21 protein-coding genes are annotated in these 18,657 nt (G+C 61.2%); 19 read left to right on the top strand and 2 right to left on the bottom strand.

The window, feature by feature from the left end:
* Positions 1 to 136: 136 nt before the first annotated feature.
* The 10 genes from ACVWYU_RS13665 (at position 137) to ACVWYU_RS13620 (ending at position 9,282) form a co-directional block, all read left to right on the top strand.
* Positions 137 to 508 (top strand): chemotaxis response regulator CheY, encoded by a 372-nt coding sequence (locus tag ACVWYU_RS13665; RefSeq protein WP_003183998.1) that lies wholly within the window; start codon positions 137 to 139, stop codon positions 506 to 508.
* Between the two features lie 19 nt (positions 509 to 527).
* A complete protein-coding gene (locus tag ACVWYU_RS13660; protein ID WP_090324257.1) occupies positions 528 to 1,316 on the top strand; it encodes a protein phosphatase CheZ in 789 nt (262 codons plus the stop codon).
* Between the two features lie 46 nt (positions 1,317 to 1,362).
* On the top strand, positions 1,363 to 3,621 hold the full coding sequence (locus ACVWYU_RS13655) for a chemotaxis protein CheA (RefSeq protein WP_248914785.1): 2,259 nt from the start codon (positions 1,363 to 1,365) through the stop codon (positions 3,619 to 3,621).
* A 49-nt stretch (positions 3,622 to 3,670) separates the two neighbouring features.
* The gene (locus tag ACVWYU_RS13650) at positions 3,671 to 4,801 is read left to right on the top strand and encodes a protein-glutamate methylesterase/protein-glutamine glutaminase (RefSeq protein ID WP_090324254.1); all 1,131 of its coding nucleotides are present in this window, start codon (positions 3,671 to 3,673) and stop codon (positions 4,799 to 4,801) included.
* Positions 4,801 to 5,541, top strand: a complete 741-nt coding sequence (locus tag ACVWYU_RS13645) for a flagellar motor protein (RefSeq protein ID WP_090324252.1) — start codon at positions 4,801 to 4,803, stop codon at positions 5,539 to 5,541. The genes ACVWYU_RS13650 and ACVWYU_RS13645 overlap by 1 nt, the downstream gene beginning before the upstream one ends.
* Before the next feature lie 15 nt (positions 5,542 to 5,556).
* Positions 5,557 to 6,447: a flagellar motor protein MotD gene (gene motD, locus ACVWYU_RS13640; RefSeq protein ID WP_390956941.1), complete on the top strand. Its 891-nt coding sequence runs from the start codon at positions 5,557 to 5,559 to the stop codon at positions 6,445 to 6,447.
* A 43-nt stretch (positions 6,448 to 6,490) separates the two neighbouring features.
* Positions 6,491 to 7,279, top strand: coding sequence for a ParA family protein (locus tag ACVWYU_RS13635; protein WP_090324248.1), 789 nt, complete (start codon positions 6,491 to 6,493; stop codon positions 7,277 to 7,279).
* A 126-nt stretch (positions 7,280 to 7,405) separates the two neighbouring features.
* Complete coding sequence (locus tag ACVWYU_RS13630; RefSeq protein WP_457372896.1) at positions 7,406 to 8,359, top strand: chemotaxis protein CheW; 954 nt, start codon at positions 7,406 to 7,408, stop codon at positions 8,357 to 8,359.
* A gap of 41 nt (positions 8,360 to 8,400) precedes the next feature.
* Complete coding sequence (locus tag ACVWYU_RS13625; protein WP_007980742.1) at positions 8,401 to 8,886, top strand: chemotaxis protein CheW; 486 nt, start codon at positions 8,401 to 8,403, stop codon at positions 8,884 to 8,886.
* Positions 8,887 to 9,282 (top strand): DUF2802 domain-containing protein, encoded by a 396-nt coding sequence (locus ACVWYU_RS13620; protein ID WP_090324245.1) that lies wholly within the window; start codon positions 8,887 to 8,889, stop codon positions 9,280 to 9,282.
* Between the two features lie 315 nt (positions 9,283 to 9,597).
* Here ACVWYU_RS13620 and ACVWYU_RS13615 read toward each other — a convergent pair whose 3' ends face one another.
* Positions 9,598 to 9,927, bottom strand: coding sequence for an EscU/YscU/HrcU family type III secretion system export apparatus switch protein (locus ACVWYU_RS13615; protein ID WP_390956939.1), 330 nt, complete (start codon positions 9,925 to 9,927; stop codon positions 9,598 to 9,600).
* The gene (gene fliK, locus ACVWYU_RS13610; RefSeq protein WP_457372895.1) at positions 9,924 to 11,498 is read right to left on the bottom strand and encodes a flagellar hook-length control protein FliK; all 1,575 of its coding nucleotides are present in this window, start codon (positions 11,496 to 11,498) and stop codon (positions 9,924 to 9,926) included. Before fliK ends, ACVWYU_RS13615 begins: the two co-directional genes overlap by 4 nt.
* Before the next feature lie 198 nt (positions 11,499 to 11,696).
* Here fliK and ccmA point away from each other — a divergent pair, with 198 nt between their 5' ends.
* The 9 genes from ccmA to ccmI all read left to right on the top strand — a co-directional run bounded on the left by ccmA (position 11,697) and on the right by ccmI (position 18,648).
* Complete coding sequence (gene ccmA / locus ACVWYU_RS13605; protein WP_090324239.1) at positions 11,697 to 12,332, top strand: cytochrome c biogenesis heme-transporting ATPase CcmA; 636 nt, start codon at positions 11,697 to 11,699, stop codon at positions 12,330 to 12,332.
* On the top strand, positions 12,329 to 12,997 hold the full coding sequence (ccmB, locus tag ACVWYU_RS13600; RefSeq protein ID WP_090327501.1) for a heme exporter protein CcmB: 669 nt from the start codon (positions 12,329 to 12,331) through the stop codon (positions 12,995 to 12,997). Before ccmA ends, ccmB begins: the two co-directional genes overlap by 4 nt.
* 79 nt (positions 12,998 to 13,076) lie before the next feature.
* Complete coding sequence (locus tag ACVWYU_RS13595; RefSeq protein ID WP_090324237.1) at positions 13,077 to 13,832, top strand: heme ABC transporter permease; 756 nt, start codon at positions 13,077 to 13,079, stop codon at positions 13,830 to 13,832.
* A complete protein-coding gene (gene ccmD / locus ACVWYU_RS13590) occupies positions 13,829 to 14,005 on the top strand; it encodes a heme exporter protein CcmD (protein WP_247257723.1) in 177 nt (58 codons plus the stop codon). The genes ACVWYU_RS13595 and ccmD overlap by 4 nt, the downstream gene beginning before the upstream one ends.
* Positions 14,002 to 14,457, top strand: coding sequence for a cytochrome c maturation protein CcmE (gene ccmE, locus ACVWYU_RS13585; RefSeq protein WP_090324234.1), 456 nt, complete (start codon positions 14,002 to 14,004; stop codon positions 14,455 to 14,457). Before ccmD ends, ccmE begins: the two co-directional genes overlap by 4 nt.
* A 3-nt stretch (positions 14,458 to 14,460) precedes the next feature.
* Positions 14,461 to 16,449 (top strand): heme lyase CcmF/NrfE family subunit, encoded by a 1,989-nt coding sequence (locus ACVWYU_RS13580; protein WP_457372894.1) that lies wholly within the window; start codon positions 14,461 to 14,463, stop codon positions 16,447 to 16,449.
* Positions 16,446 to 16,982: a DsbE family thiol:disulfide interchange protein gene (locus tag ACVWYU_RS13575; protein WP_090324230.1), complete on the top strand. Its 537-nt coding sequence runs from the start codon at positions 16,446 to 16,448 to the stop codon at positions 16,980 to 16,982. Before ACVWYU_RS13580 ends, ACVWYU_RS13575 begins: the two co-directional genes overlap by 4 nt.
* The gene (locus ACVWYU_RS13570; RefSeq protein ID WP_247257725.1) at positions 16,979 to 17,449 is read left to right on the top strand and encodes a cytochrome c-type biogenesis protein; all 471 of its coding nucleotides are present in this window, start codon (positions 16,979 to 16,981) and stop codon (positions 17,447 to 17,449) included. The genes ACVWYU_RS13575 and ACVWYU_RS13570 overlap by 4 nt, the downstream gene beginning before the upstream one ends.
* A complete protein-coding gene (gene ccmI / locus ACVWYU_RS13565) occupies positions 17,446 to 18,648 on the top strand; it encodes a c-type cytochrome biogenesis protein CcmI (RefSeq protein WP_457372893.1) in 1,203 nt (400 codons plus the stop codon). Before ACVWYU_RS13570 ends, ccmI begins: the two co-directional genes overlap by 4 nt.
* The last annotated feature ends 9 nt before the right edge of the window (positions 18,649 to 18,657 follow it).

The following is an 18,657-nucleotide window of genomic DNA, read 5'->3' as shown; positions in this document are numbered from 1 at the left end:
GTGGGGTGTTGAACCGCGCCGGTCTCGATCCGTTGTACTCCAGACAGTCATTGAGTGCTTTGCCAGATTGATTGAAATGGCGCGTCCAGGTGCTGGGCGCGTTTTAGTCTGCTTGGAGGTCGAATTGGACAAGAACATGAAAATCCTCATCGTTGATGACTTCTCAACGATGCGGCGGATCATAAAAAACCTGTTGCGTGACCTTGGGTTCACCAACACGGTCGAGGCCGACGATGGCACTACCGCCATTCCGGTTCTCAACAGCGGGAGCATCGACTTTCTGGTGACGGACTGGAACATGCCTGGCATGACCGGTATCGATCTGCTGCGCCACGTGCGTGCCGATGAAAAGCTCAAGCATCTGCCGGTGCTGATGGTGACCGCCGAAGCCAAGCGCGAGCAGATCATCGAAGCCGCCCAGGCCGGAGTTAACGGCTATGTGGTCAAACCCTTCACGGCCCAGGCGTTGAAAGAAAAAATCGAAAAGATTTTCGAACGCATCGGTTGAACTGCGCCACGGGGGAGCTATGGGGCATAACGAATCATCGCAGGGCGATTTCGAATCGACCCTGAAAAAACACGCCGTCGAACTGGTCGCGAGCCTTGAAAAGGGCAGGTTCGGCGATGCTGTGCAATTGATCCATGAGCTCAACCAGACCCGTGACCGCGGCCTGTACCAGGAAGTGGGCAAGCTCACCCGCGAGCTGCATAGTGCGATCGTCAATTTTCAGATTGACCCGCACATGCCGCAAGCCGAGGAAGTGTCACAGATCACCGATGCCACTGAGCGTCTGGGGTATGTGGTCAAGCTGACGGAGGCCGCGGCCAACCGCACCATGGACCTGGTGGAAAACGCCACGCCGCTGGTCAATCGCCTGAGTGAAGAAGCCCAGGCCTTGAGCACGGACTGGGGACGGTTCATGCGCCGCGAAGTCGGGGCTGAAGAGTTCCGCGAGCTGGCCCGGCGAGTCGACGGGTTCCTGGCGCGCAGCAGTGAAGACGGGCGTGCGGTGTCGAGCAACCTCAACGACATTCTGCTCGCCCAGGATTACCAGGACCTCACCGGTCAGGTGATCAAGCGTGTGACCCAACTGGTCACCGAAGTCGAAAGCAACCTGCTCAAGCTCGTGCTCATGGCCAGTCAGGTGGACCGCTTCGCGGGCATCGAACATGACCGTGAAGCGATGCTTGCAGAAAAAGATCCACAAAAACATCTCTCTCAGGGTGAAGGTCCGCAGATTCATGCCGATAAAAGAGAAGACGTTGTGTCCGGTCAGGACGATGTGGACGATTTGCTATCCAGCCTAGGGTTTTAGAGTTCTAGGTATTTTAGGTTTTTAGACCTGTAGGAGCACACCCTTAATGAGCTTCGGCGCCGATGAAGAGATCCTTCAGGATTTCCTGGTTGAGGCCGGCGAGATTCTAGAGCAACTGTCCGAACAACTGGTCGAGCTGGAAAGCCGGCCGGATGACGCGGACCTGCTCAATGCAATTTTTCGCGGTTTTCACACTGTAAAAGGGGGCGCCGGCTTCCTCCAGCTCAACGAGTTGGTGGAGTGCTGTCACATCGCCGAGAACGTGTTCGACATCCTGCGCAAGGGCGAACGTCGCGTCGACTCGGAATTGATGGACGTGGTTCTCGAAGCACTGGACGCGGTGAACAGCATGTTCAGCGAAGTCCGCGAGCGCAGCCCGATCACGGCGGCCACACCCGAATTGCTCGCAGCCCTGGCCCGTCTGGCCGAGCCGCAAACCGCTGACGAGGCGGCGCCTGCACCTGCGGCAGAAGAAGTGGTGCAAGAGCCTGTTGCCGAAAGCGACTCGGGCGACATCACTGACAATGAATTCGAACAACTGCTGGACTCGCTGAATGCCGTCAAGGCTCAGGCCGAAGCGCCAGCCGTTCCAGCAGCAGATAGCGCTGCCGCTGCCAGTGACGAAATCACTGACGCCGAGTTCGAGTCACTGCTCGATCAATTGCATGGTAAAGGTCAGTTCGCCGTCGATGCCCTGGCAGCACCTGCGGCGTCCAGCGAACCGCCAGCGCCTAAAGCGCCAGGCGACAGCTCCGACATCACCGACGACGAATTCGAAGCGTTGCTCGACCAGTTGCACGGCAAGGGCAACTTTGCGGTCGACGCACTGGAATCGGCCATCGCTTCGGTGCCGACGCCGGCAGCACCTGTCGCTGCGGCGGCGGGTAGCGATCTGATCACCGATCACGAGTTCGAATCGCTGCTCGACGAATTGCACGGCAAAGGCAAGTTCACTGATGTGGGTACTGCTGCAACCGGTACCGCCGCTTCGGTGGCCACGCCAGTCGCCAAGGCAGCAGCGCCGAAACCTGTCGCCAAAGCCCCTGAACCCAAAGCTGAAGCGCCGGCGCCTGCCGCCGCACCGGCAGCCGCCCGTGCCCCGGCCGCTCCGCCTGCGGAGAAGCCGGCCAGCGAAGCCGAGACCACCGTGCGGGTCGATACCGCGCGTCTCGACGAAATCATGAACATGGTCGGCGAATTGGTATTGGTGCGTAACCGCCTGGTCCGCCTGGGGGCCAACAGCGCCGACGAGGCCATGTCCAAGGCGGTGTCGAACCTGGATGTGGTTACCGCCGATCTGCAAACCGCGGTCATGAAGACCCGGATGCAACCGATCAAGAAGGTCTTCGGTCGCTTCCCGCGTCTGGTTCGCGACCTGGCTCGCCAGCTCAAGAAAGAGATCAACCTGGAACTGGTCGGCGAAGAAACCGACCTCGACAAGAACCTCGTCGAGGCCCTGGCCGACCCGTTGGTCCACTTGGTCCGTAACGCGGTCGACCACGGCATCGAGTCGCCGGAAGAACGCGAAGCCTCGGGCAAGGCCCGTGGTGGCAAGGTGATCCTGGCCGCGGAACAGGAAGGCGACCACATCCTGCTGTCGATCTCCGATGACGGCAAGGGCATGGACCCGAACGTCCTGCGCTCCATCGCGGTAAAACGCGGAGTGATGGACAAGGACGCGGCTGATCGCCTGAGCGACACCGAGTGCTACAACCTGATCTTCGCCCCGGGCTTCTCGACCAAGACCGAGATTTCCGACGTGTCGGGTCGTGGCGTGGGCATGGACGTGGTGAAAACCAAGATCTCCCAGCTCAACGGTTCGATCAACATCTACTCGGCCAAGGGCCAGGGATCGAAGATCGTCATCAAGGTGCCGTTGACCCTGGCGATCATGCCGACACTGATGGTCATGCTCGGCAACCAGGCGTTCGCGTTCCCGCTGGTGAACGTCAACGAGATTTTCCACCTCGACCTGTCGACCACCAACGTGGTGGACGGCCAGGAAGTGGTGATCGTGCGGGACAAGGCGCTGCCGTTGTTCTACCTCAAGCGCTGGCTGGTCAGCTCCGCCGCTCATGAAGAGCAGCGCGAAGGCCATGTGGTGATCCTTTCCGTGGGCACTCAGCGGATCGGCTTCGTTGTCGATCAACTGGTGGGTCAGGAAGAAGTGGTCATCAAGCCATTGGGCAAAATGCTCCAGGGAACCCCGGGCATGTCGGGCGCCACCATTACCGGTGACGGCCGCATCGCGCTGATTCTCGATGTTCCGAGCATGCTCAAGCGTTACGCCACGCGGCGTATTTGATTCTGATGGAGCGGGGCGACTGAGCCTCGCTCCGTCTAACGGAGTGTTTATGGCAGTCAAAGTCCTGGTGGTGGACGATTCGGGGTTTTTCCGCCGCCGCGTCTCGGAAATTCTTTCAGCGGATTCGAATATCCAGGTCGTCGGCACGGCGACCAACGGAAAAGAGGCGATTGATCAGGCACTGGCCCTCAAGCCCGACGTGATCACCATGGACTACGAGATGCCGATGATGGACGGCATCACGGCGGTGCGGCACATCATGCAGCGCTGCCCGACCCCGGTGTTGATGTTTTCCTCGCTGACCCACGAAGGCGCCCGGGTCACCCTGGATGCGCTGGACGCCGGCGCGGTGGACTTCCTGCCGAAGAATTTCGAAGACATCTCGCGCAACCCCGAGAAGGTCAAGCAACTGCTGTGCGAGAAGATTCTCAGCATCGCGCGCAGTAACCGTCGTGTCAGCACCTACACGGCACCGCCACCGGTAGCGGCCCCCGCGCCGACACCAGCACCTTCGAGCGTTGGCAGTTTCAGCGGCAACGTGCCCGCGCGTCCGGCCCCGGCTCCGATCCCGGCTCGTGCGCCAGCGCACGCACCCACGTCGCCTGCGCCAAAACGCAAAGCTTACAAACTGGTGGCCATCGGCACCTCCACCGGTGGCCCGGTGGCCTTGCAGCGGGTCCTGACCCAGTTGCCGGCCAACTTCCCGGCACCGATCGTGCTGGTCCAGCACATGCCCGCGGCCTTCACCAAAGCGTTCGCCGAGCGTCTGGACAAGCTCTGCCGCATCAGCGTCAAGGAAGCCGAGGACGGCGACATCCTGCGTCCAGGCCTGGCGCTGCTGGCACCGGGTGGCAAGCAAATGATGATCGATGGCCGTGGCGCGGTGAAAATCCTGCCGGGCGACGAGCGTTTGAACTACAAGCCTTGCGTGGACATCACCTTTGGTTCTGCGGCCAAGTCCTACGGTGACAAAGTTCTGGCGGTCGTGTTGACCGGCATGGGCGCCGACGGTCGCGAAGGCGCGCGCCTGCTCAAGCAGGGCGGCAGTTCGATCTGGGCCCAGGACGAAGCCAGCTGCGTGATCTATGGCATGCCGATGGCCATCGTCAAAGCCGAACTCGCCGACGCGGTGTATAGCCTCGACGACATTGGCCGGCACCTGGTCGAGGCTTGTGTCTGATGGACGTTCTAAGCCTGATCGGGATCATTCTGGCGTTCGTTGCCATCATCGGTGGCAACTTCCTCGAAGGCGGTCACCTCGGTGCATTGGCCAACGGCCCGGCGGCGCTGATCGTACTCGGCGGCACCTTCGGCGCGGCGTTGCTGCAATCGCCGATGAGCGCCTTCAAGCGCGCCCTGCAGATTCTGGCGTGGATTCTGTTTCCACCGCGCATCGATCTGGCCGGTGGCGTCGACCGTGTCGTCAACTGGAGCCTGACCGCGCGCAAGGAAGGCTTGCTCGGTCTTGAAGGGATGGCCGACACCGAACCCGACAACTACGCGCGCAAAGGCCTGCAACTGCTGGTGGACGGCGCTGAACCCGAAGCGATCCGCAGCATTCTGGAAGTCGATTTCTATACCCAGGAAAGCCGCGACATCGAAGCCGCCAAGGTCTTCGAAAGCATGGGCGGTTATGCGCCGACCATCGGCATCATCGGTGCGGTGATGGGCCTGATCCATGTCATGGGCAACCTGGGTGACCCATCGCAGCTGGGCAACGGCATTGCCGTGGCCTTCGTCGCCACCATCTATGGCGTGGCCAGTGCCAACCTGGTGCTGTTGCCGATTGCCGCGAAACTCAAATCCATCGCGATGCGTCAGTCGCGTTATCGGGAAATGTTGCTCGAAGGCCTCCTGTCGATCGCCGAAGGTGAAAACCCTCGCTCCATTGAGTTGAAGCTTCAGGGCTTCATGGATTGATGGGGGGCATGGATCATGGCACGTCGTCGCCAGCATGAAGAGCATGTCAACCACGAACGTTGGCTGGTTTCCTACGCCGACTTCATCACCTTGCTCTTCGCCTTCTTCGTGGTGATGTACTCGATTTCCTCGATCAACGAAGGCAAGTACAAGGTCATTTCCCAGGCGCTGATCGGGGTCTTCACGGACGCCGATCGTTCCTTGAAACCGATCCCGATCGGCGAAGAACGGCCCAAGACCGTGACCCCGGCCAAGCCACTGGTCAACGACAGTGACCAGGTCGAAGCCGGTGTCGCCGGTACCAGCGATCCACTCAAAAGCATCGCCGACGACATCAGTGCAGCGTTCGGCGACTTGATCAGCTCCAATCAGATGACCGTGCGCGGCAACGAGTTGTGGGTCGAGATCGAACTCAATTCCAGTCTGTTGTTTGGCAGTGGCGACGCCATGCCCAGCGACATCGCGTTCAACATCATCGACAAGGTCGCCGCGATTCTGAAGCCGTTCGACAACCCGATCCACGTCGAAGGTTTTACTGACGATCAACCGATCCGCACGGCGCAGTACCCGACCAACTGGGAACTGTCTTCGGCCCGTTCCGCCAGCATCGTGCGCATGCTCGCCATGCAAGGGGTAAACCCCAGTCGTCTGGCGTCCGTGGGGTACGGCGAATTCCAGCCAGTGGCCAATAACGCCACGGCAGAAGGCCGGGCGCGCAATCGTCGGGTGGTGCTGGTGGTGTCGCGCAATCTCGACGTGCGGCGCAGCCTGACCGGCACGGGGACCGCTCACGCACAACCGGACGCGGCGTTGAAGCGTGCTGGCACACAAACTGCACCGACCCCGGTCAAGTCGCCGGGACGAGAGGGAGCCGTCAATTCTCCGTCACCCGCATTAACACGTTGAGCTATTTCTCGGTCGATCCGTTCGGCCGGGAGGAACAATCCGAATGAGAGTCTGGGCAGTCGCCAATCAAAAGGGTGGTGTCGGTAAAACCACTTCCTCTATCGCTTTAGCCGGTTTGCTGGCCGAGGCGGGCAAGCGCGTGGTCGTGGTCGATCTCGACCCCCACGGCTCCATGACCAGCTATTTCGGTTACGACCCCGATACCCTGGAACACAGCAACTACGACCTGTTCCTGCATAAGGGCAGCGTGCCTGAGGGCTTGCCCGGCCAGTTGTTGCTGTCCACCAGCGACGAACGTATTTCCCTGTTGCCATCGAGTACCGCGCTGGCGACCCTTGAGCGCCAGTCACCGGGCCAGAGTGGCCTGGGCCTGGTGATCGCCAAGAGCCTGGCGCAGTTGTGGCAAGACTTCGATTACGCGGTCATCGACAGCCCGCCGTTGCTGGGCGTGCTGATGGTCAATGCCTTGGCGGCGAGCCAGCAACTGGTGATTCCGGTGCAGACCGAGCACCTGGCGGTCAAGGGCCTGGAACGCATGGTCAACACCCTGGCGATGATCAATCGCTCGCGCAAACAGGCGCTGCCGTTCAGCATCGTACCGACCCTGTTCGATCGCCGTACGCAAGCGTCCCTGGGCACGCTGCGTGTCCTGCGCGACAAATTCCCGGATGAAATCTGGCAGGGCTACATTCCGGTCGACACGCGTTTGCGCGATGCCAGCCGGGCCGGGCTGACGCCTTCGCAATTCGACGGCAAAAGCCGTGGGGTTCTGGCCTACCGCGCGTTACTCAAGCATTTGCTGGCGGCACAACTTGTTCCGCAGGTGGCGTGAGATGAATCCAGCCCCTGTAGGAGCGAGCTTGCTCGCGATGGACGACAACGATAACGCGGGGTTCATGGAGATGCGCGGTGTCCATACCTTCATCGCGAGCAAGCGCTCTCCTGCAAGGGGGCTGGCATGAATCGGCCGGTGAAGACCACCTCGCGTCCGCAACTGGCGCTCCAGTCTTATCTGGACAGCTTGCTGATGGAGGCGACCGAAGAACTGCCGGTTGAAGCTCAAGCGCTTGCTGAAATCGTCGAAGTTGTCGAAGCGATTGAAGTAGAAGCTGCACTGGATGAGTTCCAGGCAGCCGTGCTCGAAGAACAGGCCCGTGATGCGCAGAAAAGCGCCGCCCTTGCCGTGCCGGTCCTGGCACCAGTCGTTGAAAAAACACCGATCGCCGTGATCGAAGCCACTGCACCGGTACTCGCTCAGGTATCGACCATCGCACCGTTGCTGCAAGCGTTGGCACCGCCAGCCGTGGAAGAGCAACACGCTGTGGTACCGCCGGCTGCCGAGGTACTTCAAGCGTTGGTGCCACCGGTCGTCGAAGTGCACCTGCCGCCTGCCAACACGCCGCCACCGGTGGAAACCGATGGCCGTCCGTCCTGGGCCGCCGAACCGTTCGAGTGCCTGTTGTTCGATGTCGCGGGCTTGACCCTGGCGGTGCCGCTGGTGTGCCTGGGGTCGATCTACCCGCTGGCGGGGCATGAGCTGACGCCGTTGTTCGGCCAGCCGGAATGGTTCCTGGGCATCCTGCCGAGCCAGGCCGGCAATCTGAAGGTGTTGGACACCGCGCGCTGGGTCATGCCGGACCGGTATCGCGAGGATTATCGCCAGGGCCTGCAATACGTCATTTCCGTTCAGGGCTACGAATGGGGGCTGGCAGTGCATCAGGTCAGCCGCTCGTTGCGCCTGGACCCGAACGAAATCAAATGGCGCAGCCATCGTGGTCAACGACCATGGTTGGCGGGCACCGTGATTGAACACATGTGTGCGTTGCTCGACGTTTCCGCGCTGGCCGAGTTGATCGCCAGCGGTGGGGCCAGGCACATGGGCGGCAGCAAGCCGACTCAAAAAACTACATAACAGAACAACACCGCCAGGGCGGTTTTTCGAGGGGTCAGGGTATGAATGATAAGGCGACGGCGGCAAAGGGTTCCGAAGATCCGATCCTGCAATGGGTCACCTTCAAGCTGGACAACGAAACCTACGGCATCAACGTGATGCGCGTTCAGGAAGTCCTGCGCTACACCGAAATCGCCCCGGTACCGGGTGCCCCGAGCTACGTGCTGGGCATCATCAACCTGCGCGGTAATGTGGTCACCGTGATCGACACCCGTCAGCGCTTCGGCCTGATGAACGCCGAAATCAGTGACAACACCCGTATCGTCATCATCGAGGCCGACAAGCAAGTGGTCGGGATCATGGTCGACAGCGTGGCCGAAGTGGTTTACCTGCGTCAGTCGGAAATCGAAACCGCGCCGAACGTGGGTAACGAAGAGTCCGCCAAGTTCATTCAAGGCGTGTGCAACAAGAACAACGAACTGCTGATCCTGGTCGAACTCGACAAGATGATGAGCGAAGAAGAATGGTCGGAACTGGAGAGTATCTGATTGATTCTTGAGGTGGCGGTCATTGTCCTGTTCCTGTTTTGGGCAGGCACGCTGGCAATGTTTCTGGCGTACATTCGCGGTCAGCGGCTGATTGCCGCGCAACAGGCCCAGAGTGATGCGCTGCGCGATCAGCGCATCAAGGACCTGGCCAAGCGCGTCGACAATTACCAGAACGGCAGCGTGCGCATGGGTGAAGACCTGCACGAACTGCGCGCGATCGTCGCGCCTTTGCCGGACAAACTGGCCCAGCTGGAACAGCGCGACCCTTCCAGCCTGTCGTTCGCCCAGGCGGCGCGACTGGTGGGCATGGGCGCCAGCGTCGACGAACTGACCCAGTCCTGCGGCTTGACCCAGGCTGAGGCAGAGTTGATGAGCAAGTTGCACAAGAGCAGCTAAAAGCCTGTAGGAGCGAGCCCGCTCGCGATGGACGTTAACGATGACGCGGGCTGTCTGAATCAACGCGTCGCGCTTGAGTCCATCGCGAGCAGGCTCGCTCCTACAGTGGTTTCAGGCTGGTCACAAAATCGGTGTTCACTGAACATCAAATGTAGGAGCGAGCCCGCTCGCGATGGGCGTTAACGATGACGCGGGCTGTCTGAATCAACGTGTCGCGCCTGAGTCCATCGCGAGCAGGCTCGCTCCTACAATGGTTTTGGTCGTACCCGCTGCCTCTGTGGTCGTGACCTCATTCGCGATGGCATTTTTGAAGACTCAATAATCATCCCCGCGTTCAGTGACATCCTTCTCGACCCAGGGCGCATCCGGAACATGCCCAGCCGGAAACTTGCCTTTCAGGTTCCACGCAAACGCGATGATCTCGGCAATCGTCAGATAGAGTTCCTGCGGAATACTGTCCCCCAGCTCCATCCGCGCCAGCAGCTTCACCAGTTCGGCGTTTTCGTAGATCGGCACTTCGTAGTCGCGAGCGATTCGCAGAATTTCTTCCGCCAGTGCTTCATCGCCCTTGGCCGTGAGGGTAGGGGCGTGGGTGCCGTCGTATTTGAGGGCGATGGCCTGGCGTGGGGCGTGGGGGTTATTCATGCGTTTTCGTCGACCCAGCGTTGTTCGAGGCGGGTTTGGGTGCCCTGGGGCGGTGTGCCGAGGTGGCAGTCGAGATCGCCGACATTCAGGCCTGATGCCAGCAGGCGTTCGCGCAATGCCGACAGATTGTTTTCGATCAGGCTCGCGGTGTAGGGCCGCTCGGCCCACAGCTGGCTCGACAGGCTGCCCTTGATCAACTGTGCCTGAACCTGCAACGGCCCCAAGGGCTCCATGTCGAACGCCAGGTCAACGCGCCACAGTTGTTGTTTGGGTTCGCGTTCGTCGCGGCGTTCCTGTTGCGGTTCTTTCTCGGGGGGCTCTTCACGCTGAAACTTCACTTGCAATGGCACGATGTCCTGCAGGTTACGCATCGGGATTTCCAGTTGCCAGGTGCTCATCAGGCGCCCGTCGGCGGTCACGCCGGTCTGTTCCAGACTCGATAATTGGTGGCTTTGCAGGCGTGAGACCGCAGCGGCGGCCAGGCGCAGCAGATGTTCGAGGTCATCTTCACCCTCGGCACTTTGCAACAGGCGCTCGGGCAGCGGAAAACTGGTTGGCGAGGGTTTGGCGCTGACCTGCCCGAGCATGCCCAGGGCATTGCGCACGAAGTTCGGCATCGCCTGGGCCAGCGTATTCGCCGCGATGATCGCGCTGAGGTTGGTGTTGGCCTGGAGCCCTGGCGTCAATTGCGCGATCAGCTTCAGCAGGTCGGCTTTCAAGTCGGGCGCCAGCGCCGGGTTCTGGCCGGTCAGCAACTTGGTCTCAAGGAACGCACCGCTGCCCAGTAATGCCTGGGCCAGGCCTTTGGCCGTACTCAGTTGCTGAACATCGGGCAAACCGGCGAGCAATCGGGAAGCGGCGTTACGCAGGTCTACGGAGGTCTGGTCGGAATCCGGCAGGTCTTGCAGGAGTTTGAGCAAACCGTCCAGCGAGCCCTGGCGATTTTGCTGGTCGACCAGTTGCTGGGTCACGGCCAGTTGATCCTGCCGGCTGCTCAATGGCACGAACTTGAGCGTCTGGGTGTCCTGGACCAGCGCGCTGAGCAAGGTGCCGATGCGCAACGGTTGCGAGCTGTCGATGCTCAGGGTGCTGCCGCTCAGGGCCGTGTTGAGCAAGCTGACCATCGAGCGAAACACCGTCGCCTGCCCTGGCGCTTGCGGCAACACCTGGGAGGTCAGCACTTTGGCTTGCAGCAGGGTACCGACCGGCAACTGGCCCGTGTCGATGCGGGTGAGGGTGGCGACGCTGGAGGCAATGGCTTGTTGCACGGTCACTGCCAGATTGCTCGCCGAGGGCTGAGTGACCACGATGTTGGTGCCTTGGGCCAACGGTAGGTTGCTGGTGGCCTGGACCGTGGTTTGGCGGCCGCTGTCGAGGGTGACCTTGAGCAACAATTGAAACGTCTGATCCGCCTGCTTGAGCGATAGCACCTCGGCCCTGGCAGTCTGACCGGCGTCGATCAGCCCCTCCATTGGCGTCAGCAGCTTTATCAGCTCGCCACTGACCGCCAGCGGACGTGCGGTCGCCGGTGCGGTCTGCGGTAGCGGGAGGATGTTCATGTCGCCTGTCATACGCGGTCACAACCTTGGGAAAATGCGCTCTTTAGAGTAGGAAATGGCATGTATAATGCCGCCCCGTTGTATACAGAGTGGCCGAAACATTGCAATTATTTGACCCAGCTCTCTAGTTCGGGCTGCCAATACCTTTATTCTGCCTCTCTTTAACGGCCGCGCCAGAGCCGACTTGAACCGTATAAGGCCCGTGAACCCTTGACCAGTCCTGTCCTGCAAACCGTTGCCCTTGCCTGTGAGCGAGACCTTCGGCTGCTCTTCGAAAATCTCGATTTGAGACTGGCCAGTGGCGAAATGGTACAAATCAGCGGCCCCAACGGCAGTGGGAAAACCAGCCTGCTACGCCTGCTTTCGGGCCTGATGCAGCCGACTGACGGTCAAGTGCTGCTCAATGGCCAGCCACTTAACGAACAACGCACGGAACTGGCGCGCAACCTGCTGTGGATCGGCCATGCCGCCGGGATCAAGGACCTGCTGACGCCCGAAGAGAACCTGAGCTGGCTTTGTGCCCTGCATCAGCCGGCCTCCCATGAAGCCATCGGGCAAGCCCTGGCGGCGGTCGGACTGCGGGGGTTCGAGGATGTTCCCTGCCACACACTGTCCGCTGGCCAGCAGCGTCGTGTCGCGCTGGCCCGGTTGTACCTGGATTGCCCACCCCTGTGGATTCTCGACGAACCGTTCACCGCCCTCGACAAACAAGGCGTGGCGCAACTCGAAGAGCACCTCGCCGCGCACTGCGAGCGCGGTGGCATGGTGGTGTTGACCACTCACCATACCCTGAGCCGGATGCCGGCCGGTTATCGCGACATTGATCTGGGGAAATGGGCCGTATGAGTGTTTTCGGCCTGTTGGTCGCCCGTGAGGCCCGTTTGCTGTTTCGCCGTCCGGCGGAACTGGCCAATCCGCTCGTATTCTTCGCCATCGTCGTTTCGTTGTTCCCGCTGGCGGTCGGACCCGAGTCTCAATTGTTGCAAACCTTGTCTCCGGGACTGGTCTGGGTCGCAGCCCTTTTATCGGTTTTGCTCTCGCTGGACGGGCTTTTCCGCAGTGATTTCGAAGACGGATCACTGGAACAGTGGGTCCTTTCGCCGCACCCCCTGGCCCTTCTGGTATTGGCCAAGGTGCTGGCACACTGGATGTTTTCCGGCCTGGCACTGGTTTTGCTCGCGCCCTTGCTGGCGTTGATGCTCGGTTTGCCTGCCGCTTGTCTGCCGGTGTTGCTGCTTTCCTTATTGCTGGGTACACCGGTGCTGAGCCTGCTCGGTGCGGTGGGCGCGGCACTGACGGTGGGTTTGAAGCGCGGTGGCCTGTTGCTGGCGCTGCTGATTCTGCCGTTGTACATCCCGGTGTTGATTCTTGGCAGTGGCGCCTTGCAGGCGGCGTTGCAAGGCATGCCGGCGACCGGTTATCTGCTGTGGCTTGGTAGCCTGACCGCCCTGGCGATAACCCTGACACCCTTTGCAATAGCCGCTGGCCTGAAGATCAGTGTCGGCGAATAATGAGGTCTGGTTAAAAAGTAACCAGTAAAGACCCTTTGGCCGGCTCGTGACAACGGGCGGCAACCGTGATGGAAACAGTATGAACTGGACGTGGTTTCACAAGCTCGGCTCGCCCAAGTGGTTCTACGGCATCAGCGGCAAATTGCTGCCGTGGCTGAGTGTCGCGGCGTTGCTGCTGATCGGCGTTGGCGTGGTCTGGGGCCTGGCCTTCGCGCCGCCGGACTACCAGCAGGGCAACAGTTTTCGGATCATCTACATCCACGTTCCGGCCGCCATGCTGGCGCAGTCCATTTATGTGATGCTGGCCGTGTGCGGCATCGTCGGCCTGGTCTGGAAAATGAAACTGGCCGATGTCGCCCTGCAATGCGCGGCGCCCATCGGTGCCTGGATGACCGCCGTGGCGCTGGTCACCGGCGCGATTTGGGGCAAACCGACCTGGGGCTCGTGGTGGGTCTGGGATGCCCGACTAACGTCCATGCTGATATTGCTGTTCCTGTACTTCGGTCTCATTGCGCTGGGCAATGCGATCAGCAATCGTGAGAGCGCCGCCAAGGCGTGCGCGGTGCTGGCCATTGTCGGTGTGATCAACATCCCGATCATCAAGTACTCGGTGGAGTGGTGGAACACCCTGCACCAGGGCGCGACCTTCACCCTCACCGAAAAACCGGCGATGCCCGCCGAAATGTGGCTGCCGTTGTTGCTGACGGCGCTGGGTTTCTACTGTTTCTTCGGCGCGGTGTTGCTGCTGCGCATGCGCCTTGAAGTGCTCAAGCGCGAAGCGCGGGCCAGTTGGGTGAAAGCCGAAGTGGAAAACAGTCTGGAGGTCGCTCGATGAGTTTTGCTTCATTCGGCGACTTCATCGCCATGGGTCATCATGGCCTGTATGTCTGGTCAGCCTATGGCATTTGCCTGGCGGTGCTGGCCATCAACGTGGCGGCGCCGATCCTGGCCCGCAAGCGGTATCTGCAACAAGAGGCGCGACGTCTGCGCCGGGAGAACGGCAAGTGAATCCCCTGCGTAAAAAGCGTCTAATCATCATTCTCGCGATCCTGGTCGGTGTCGGCGCTGCCGTCGGCCTGGCCCTGAGCGCCCTGCAGCAGAACATCAATCTGTTTTACACCCCGACCCAGATCGCCAACGGCGAAGCGCCGCATGACACGCGCATCCGCGCCGGCGGCATGGTCGAGAAGGGATCGCTGCAACGTTCCAGCGATTCCCTGGACGTGAAGTTCATCGTCACCGACTTCAACAAATCGGTCACCATCACCTATCGCGGCATCCTCCCGGACCTGTTCCGCGAAGGGCAGGGCATCGTCGCCCTGGGCAAGCTCAATGCCGATGGCGTGGTGGTGGCCGATGAAGTGCTGGCCAAGCACGATGAAAAGTACATGCCGCCGGAAGTGACCAAGGCCCTCAAGGACAGTGGTCAAACCGCTCCAACACCTGCGAAGGAGGGTTGATCCATGACTTCCGCAATCTTCATCCCCGAACTGGGCCACATGGCCATGATCCTGGCGCTGTGTTTTGCGCTGGTACAAGCCGTGGTGCCGTTGCTCGGTGCCTGGCGCGGCGACCGCTTGTGGATGAGCCTGGCCCAGCCAGCGGCCTGGGGCCAGTTCGCCTTTCTGGTATTCGCCTTCGGGAGCCTGACCTACGCGTTCATGACTGACGACTTCTCCGTCGCCTATGTCGCCAGCAATTCCAACAGCTCGTTGCCCTGGTACTACAAATTCAGCGCCGTGTGGGGCGCGCACGAAGGTTCGTTGCTGCTCTGGGCGCTGATCCTTGGCGGCTGGACCTTCGCGGTGTCGGTGTTCTCCCGGCAGTTGCCGCAAGTGATGCTGGCGCGGGTACTGGCGGTCATGGGCATGATCAGCACTGGTTTCCTGCTGTTCCTGATCCTCACGTCCAACCCGTTCTCGCGGATCCTGCCGCAGATTCCGGCAGACGGTCGCGACCTGAATCCGTTGCTGCAAGACATCGGCCTGATCGTGCACCCGCCGATGCTGTACATGGGCTATGTCGGTTTTTCCGTGGCCTTCGCGTTCGCCATCGCCGCATTGCTGGGCGGTCGTCTTGATGCCGCGTGGGCTCGCTGGTCACGCCCCTGGACCATCGTGGCCTGGGCGTTCCTCGGTATCGGCATCACCCTTGGCTCGTGGTGGGCCTACTACGAACTCGGCTGGGGCGGCTGGTGGTTCTGGGACCCGGTGGAAAACGCTTCTTTCATGCCATGGCTGGTGGGCACCGCGCTGATTCACTCGTTGGCGGTCACGGAAAAACGTGGCGTGTTCAAAAGCTGGACCGTGTTGCTGGCCATTGCCGCCTTCTCGCTGAGCTTGCTGGGCACGTTCCTGGTACGTTCCGGCGTGCTGACCTCGGTGCACGCCTTTGCCTCCGACCCGGAGCGCGGCGTGTTCATCCTGATTTTCCTGTTGTTTGTGGTCGGTGGCTCGCTGACGCTGTTCGCCCTGCGCGCTCCGGTGGTCAAGAGCCAGGTCGGCTTCAACCTCTGGTCGCGGGAAACCCTGCTGCTGGGCAATAACCTGGTGCTGGTGGTCGCGGCTTCGATGATCCTGTTGGGCACCTTGTATCCGTTGGTTCTGGACGCGATGACCGGTGCCAAGCTGTCGGTCGGCCCACCGTATTTCAACGCGCTGTTCATTCCGTTGATGGCGCTGCTGATGCTGGTGATGGCGGTCGGCGTGATCGTGCGCTGGAAAGACACGCCGGTGAAATGGCTGGCGGGCATGCTGACCCCGGTGTTGCTCGGCAGTGCTGCGCTGGCCGTGGTAGCCGGCGTCGCCTACGGCGATTTCAACTGGGCAGTACTGGCGACCTTCATGCTGGCCGCCTGGGTGTTGCTGGCCGGTGTGCGTGACATCTTCGACAAGACACGTCACAAGGGCCTGATCAAAGGCCTGCCGACCCTGACCCGCAGTTATTGGGGCATGCAGCTGGCCCACCTGGGCATCGCGGTCTGCGCCCTCGGCGTGGTGTTGTCGAGTCAGAACAGTGCTGAACGCGACCTGCGCCTGGCGCCCGGCGAGTCGATGGATCTGGCCGGTTATCACTTCGTCTTCGAAGGCGCCAAGCACTTCGAAGGCCCGAACTTCACGTCTGACAAGGGCACCATCCGGGTCATCCGCGACGGTCGGGAAGTCAGCGTGCTGCACCCGGAAAAACGCCTCTACACCGTGCAGAATTCGGTCATGACCGAAGCCGGGATCGACGCCGGGTTCACCCGTGACCTGTATGTCGCACTGGGCGAGCCGTTGGGCGATGGCGCCTGGGCCGTGCGCGTGCACGTCAAACCGTTTGTGCGCTGGATCTGGCTCGGCGGGTTGCTCACCGGTCTGGGCGGGTTGCTGGCGGCGCTGGATCGACGCTATCGGGTCAAGGTGAAAAGCCGCGTGCGTGAAGCACTGGGCATGTCGGGAGCCACTGCATGAGACGTTGGTTGATGCTGTTGCCACTGGTGATTTTTCTGGTGGTCGCTGTTTTCCTGTATCGCGGACTGTACCTGGACCCGGCCGAGTTGCCTTCGGCCATGATCAACAAGCCGTTCCCCGAGTTCTCCCTGCCAGCGGTGCAGGGCGACAAGACCCTGACCCGCGCTGACATTCTGGGTAAGCCGGCGCTGGTCAACGTGTGGGGCACCTGGTGCATTTCCTGCCGGGTCGAGCACCCGGTGCTCAACAAGCTCGCCGAGAAGGGCGTGGTGATCTACGGCATCAACTACAAGGACGTCAATGCCGATGCCCTGAAGTGGCTGAACGAGTACCACAACCCTTACCAGCTCGACATCCGCGATGACGAAGGCACCCTGGGCTTGAACCTCGGCGTCTACGGCGCCCCGGAAACCTTCTTCATCGACGCCAAGGGCATCATCCGCGACAAGTTCGTCGGCGTGATCGACGAGCAGGTCTGGCGTGAAAAACTGGCCGCCAAGTATCAGGCGCTGGTCGACGAGGCCAAGCCATGAAGCGCTGGATTGCCGCCGTCATTTTGGGTTTGAGCCTGGCCGGTGTGGCGCAGGCGGCCATCGACACCTATGAGTTCGCCAAGGAAGCGGATCGCGAGCGTTTTCGCGAATTGACCAAGGAGTTGCGCTGCCCCAAGTGCCAGAATCAGGACATCGCCGACTCCAACGCGCCCATCGCCGCCGACCTGCGCAAAGAGATTTTCCGCATGCTCGGCGAGGGCAAGGACAACCAGCAGATCATCGACTTCATGGTTGATCGCTACGGTGACTTCGTCCGCTATAAACCCGCTCTCAATGCCAAGACTGCACTGCTCTGGTTCGGCCCTGCCGGCCTGCTGCTGGGCGGTTTCGTGATCATCGCGGTGATCGTCCGCCGTCGTCGCGCGCAACGCGCTGACACCCCGGGCTCGCTTTCTGCCGAGGAGCGCGAGCGCCTCGACCACCTGTTGGATAAAAACCAAGAATGATTGATTTCTGGCTCGCTGCAGGTCTGCTGCTTCTGGTGGCCCTGAGTTTTCTGCTGATCCCCGTTCTGCGCAGTCGTCGCGCCCAGCTCGAAGAGGATCGTACCGCCCTGAACGTGGCGCTGTATCAAGAGCGCGTGGCTGAGTTGCAGACTCAGCAGGAAGAGGGCGTGCTCGATGCGGCGCAAATGGACGCCGGTCGTGCCGAAGCTGCCCGTGAATTGCTCGCCGATACTGAAGGCGTCGCCGCGCCGCGGGTATCGCGCCTTGGCAAGCCCGCGCCGTTGCTGGCAGCGGTCCTGGTGCCGGTGCTGGCCCTGGGTTTGTACCTGCATTTCGGCGCCAGCGACAAGGTCGAGCTGACCCGGGAATTCTCCCAGCCACCGCAGTCAATGGATGAAATGACCCGGCGTCTGGAGCGTGCGGTCGCGGCGCAGCCGGATTCTGCCGAGGCCCTGTATTTCCTCGGCCGTACCTACATGACCCAGGATCGTCCTGCCGATGCCGCGAAGATTTTCGAGCGCACGGTGAATCTGGCCGGTCGTCAGCCGGAATTGCTCGGTCAATGGGCCCAGGCCCAGTACTTCGCCGATGGCAAGCAGTGGTCCGAGAAAATCCAGGCACTGACTGACGAAGCACTCAAGGCTGATCCGAAAGAAGTCACCAGCCTCGGGCTGCTGGGTATCGCGGCTTTCGAAGGTCAGCGTTATCAGCAAGCCATTGATTACTGGAATCGCCTGATGGAGCAATTGCCGCCAGACGACCAGTCCCGAGTGGCGCTGCAGGGCGGCATCACCCGCGCCACCGAGAAACTGGTGGCCAGCGGCGGCAAGGTGGCCGAGGCACCTGCGGCCAAACCGGCGGCGCGGCTCAAGGTCCATGTTGACCTGGCTGCCGAGCTGAAGGGCAAGGTCCAGCCGGGTGACAGCGTGTTCATCTTCGCCCGCGCCACCTCCGGCCCACCCGCGCCGTTGGCGGCCAAGCGCCTGACCGTGGCGGACTTGCCGGCAACCGTCGAACTGGGCGATGCCGATGCGATGATGCCGCAGTTGAAACTGTCGAACTTCCCTGAAGTCCAACTGGTTGCGCGCATCTCCCGTGCCGGTCAACCGACGGCAGGTGAGTGGGTCGGTCGCAGCCAACCCCTGGCCAGCAGCACCACCGCGCCGCAGACACTGACCATCGACAGCCCGGATAAATAACAGGAAACG

The organism is Pseudomonas sp. TE12234, from assembly GCF_054061835.1.
Note: the sequence above shows the minus strand (reverse complement) of the source record. Positions and strands in the feature narration are given on the sequence as shown.

Bases quoted from the DNA above. Each gene is read 5' to 3' on its own strand.
- ACVWYU_RS13665 (WP_003183998.1), top strand. From the start codon at position 137: ATGAAAATCCTCATCGTTGATGACTTCTCAACGATGCGGCGGATCATA.
- ACVWYU_RS13660 (WP_090324257.1), top strand. From the start codon at position 528: ATGGGGCATAACGAATCATCGCAGGGCGATTTCGAATCGACCCTGAAA.
- ACVWYU_RS13655 (WP_248914785.1), top strand. From the start codon at position 1,363: ATGAGCTTCGGCGCCGATGAAGAGATCCTTCAGGATTTCCTGGTTGAG.
- ACVWYU_RS13650 (WP_090324254.1), top strand. From the start codon at position 3,671: ATGGCAGTCAAAGTCCTGGTGGTGGACGATTCGGGGTTTTTCCGCCGC.
- ACVWYU_RS13645 (WP_090324252.1), top strand. From the start codon at position 4,801: ATGGACGTTCTAAGCCTGATCGGGATCATTCTGGCGTTCGTTGCCATC.
- motD (WP_390956941.1), top strand. From the start codon at position 5,557: ATGGCACGTCGTCGCCAGCATGAAGAGCATGTCAACCACGAACGTTGG.
- ACVWYU_RS13635 (WP_090324248.1), top strand. From the start codon at position 6,491: ATGAGAGTCTGGGCAGTCGCCAATCAAAAGGGTGGTGTCGGTAAAACC.
- ACVWYU_RS13630 (WP_457372896.1), top strand. From the start codon at position 7,406: ATGAATCGGCCGGTGAAGACCACCTCGCGTCCGCAACTGGCGCTCCAG.
- ACVWYU_RS13625 (WP_007980742.1), top strand. From the start codon at position 8,401: ATGAATGATAAGGCGACGGCGGCAAAGGGTTCCGAAGATCCGATCCTG.
- ACVWYU_RS13615 (WP_390956939.1), bottom strand. From the start codon at position 9,927: ATGAATAACCCCCACGCCCCACGCCAGGCCATCGCCCTCAAATACGAC.
- fliK (WP_457372895.1), bottom strand. From the start codon at position 11,498: ATGACAGGCGACATGAACATCCTCCCGCTACCGCAGACCGCACCGGCG.
- ccmB (WP_090327501.1), top strand. From the start codon at position 12,329: ATGAGTGTTTTCGGCCTGTTGGTCGCCCGTGAGGCCCGTTTGCTGTTT.
- ACVWYU_RS13595 (WP_090324237.1), top strand. From the start codon at position 13,077: ATGAACTGGACGTGGTTTCACAAGCTCGGCTCGCCCAAGTGGTTCTAC.
- ccmD (WP_247257723.1), top strand. From the start codon at position 13,829: ATGAGTTTTGCTTCATTCGGCGACTTCATCGCCATGGGTCATCATGGC.
- ACVWYU_RS13580 (WP_457372894.1), top strand. From the start codon at position 14,461: ATGACTTCCGCAATCTTCATCCCCGAACTGGGCCACATGGCCATGATC.
- ACVWYU_RS13575 (WP_090324230.1), top strand. From the start codon at position 16,446: ATGAGACGTTGGTTGATGCTGTTGCCACTGGTGATTTTTCTGGTGGTC.
- ACVWYU_RS13570 (WP_247257725.1), top strand. From the start codon at position 16,979: ATGAAGCGCTGGATTGCCGCCGTCATTTTGGGTTTGAGCCTGGCCGGT.
- ccmI (WP_457372893.1), top strand. From the start codon at position 17,446: ATGATTGATTTCTGGCTCGCTGCAGGTCTGCTGCTTCTGGTGGCCCTG.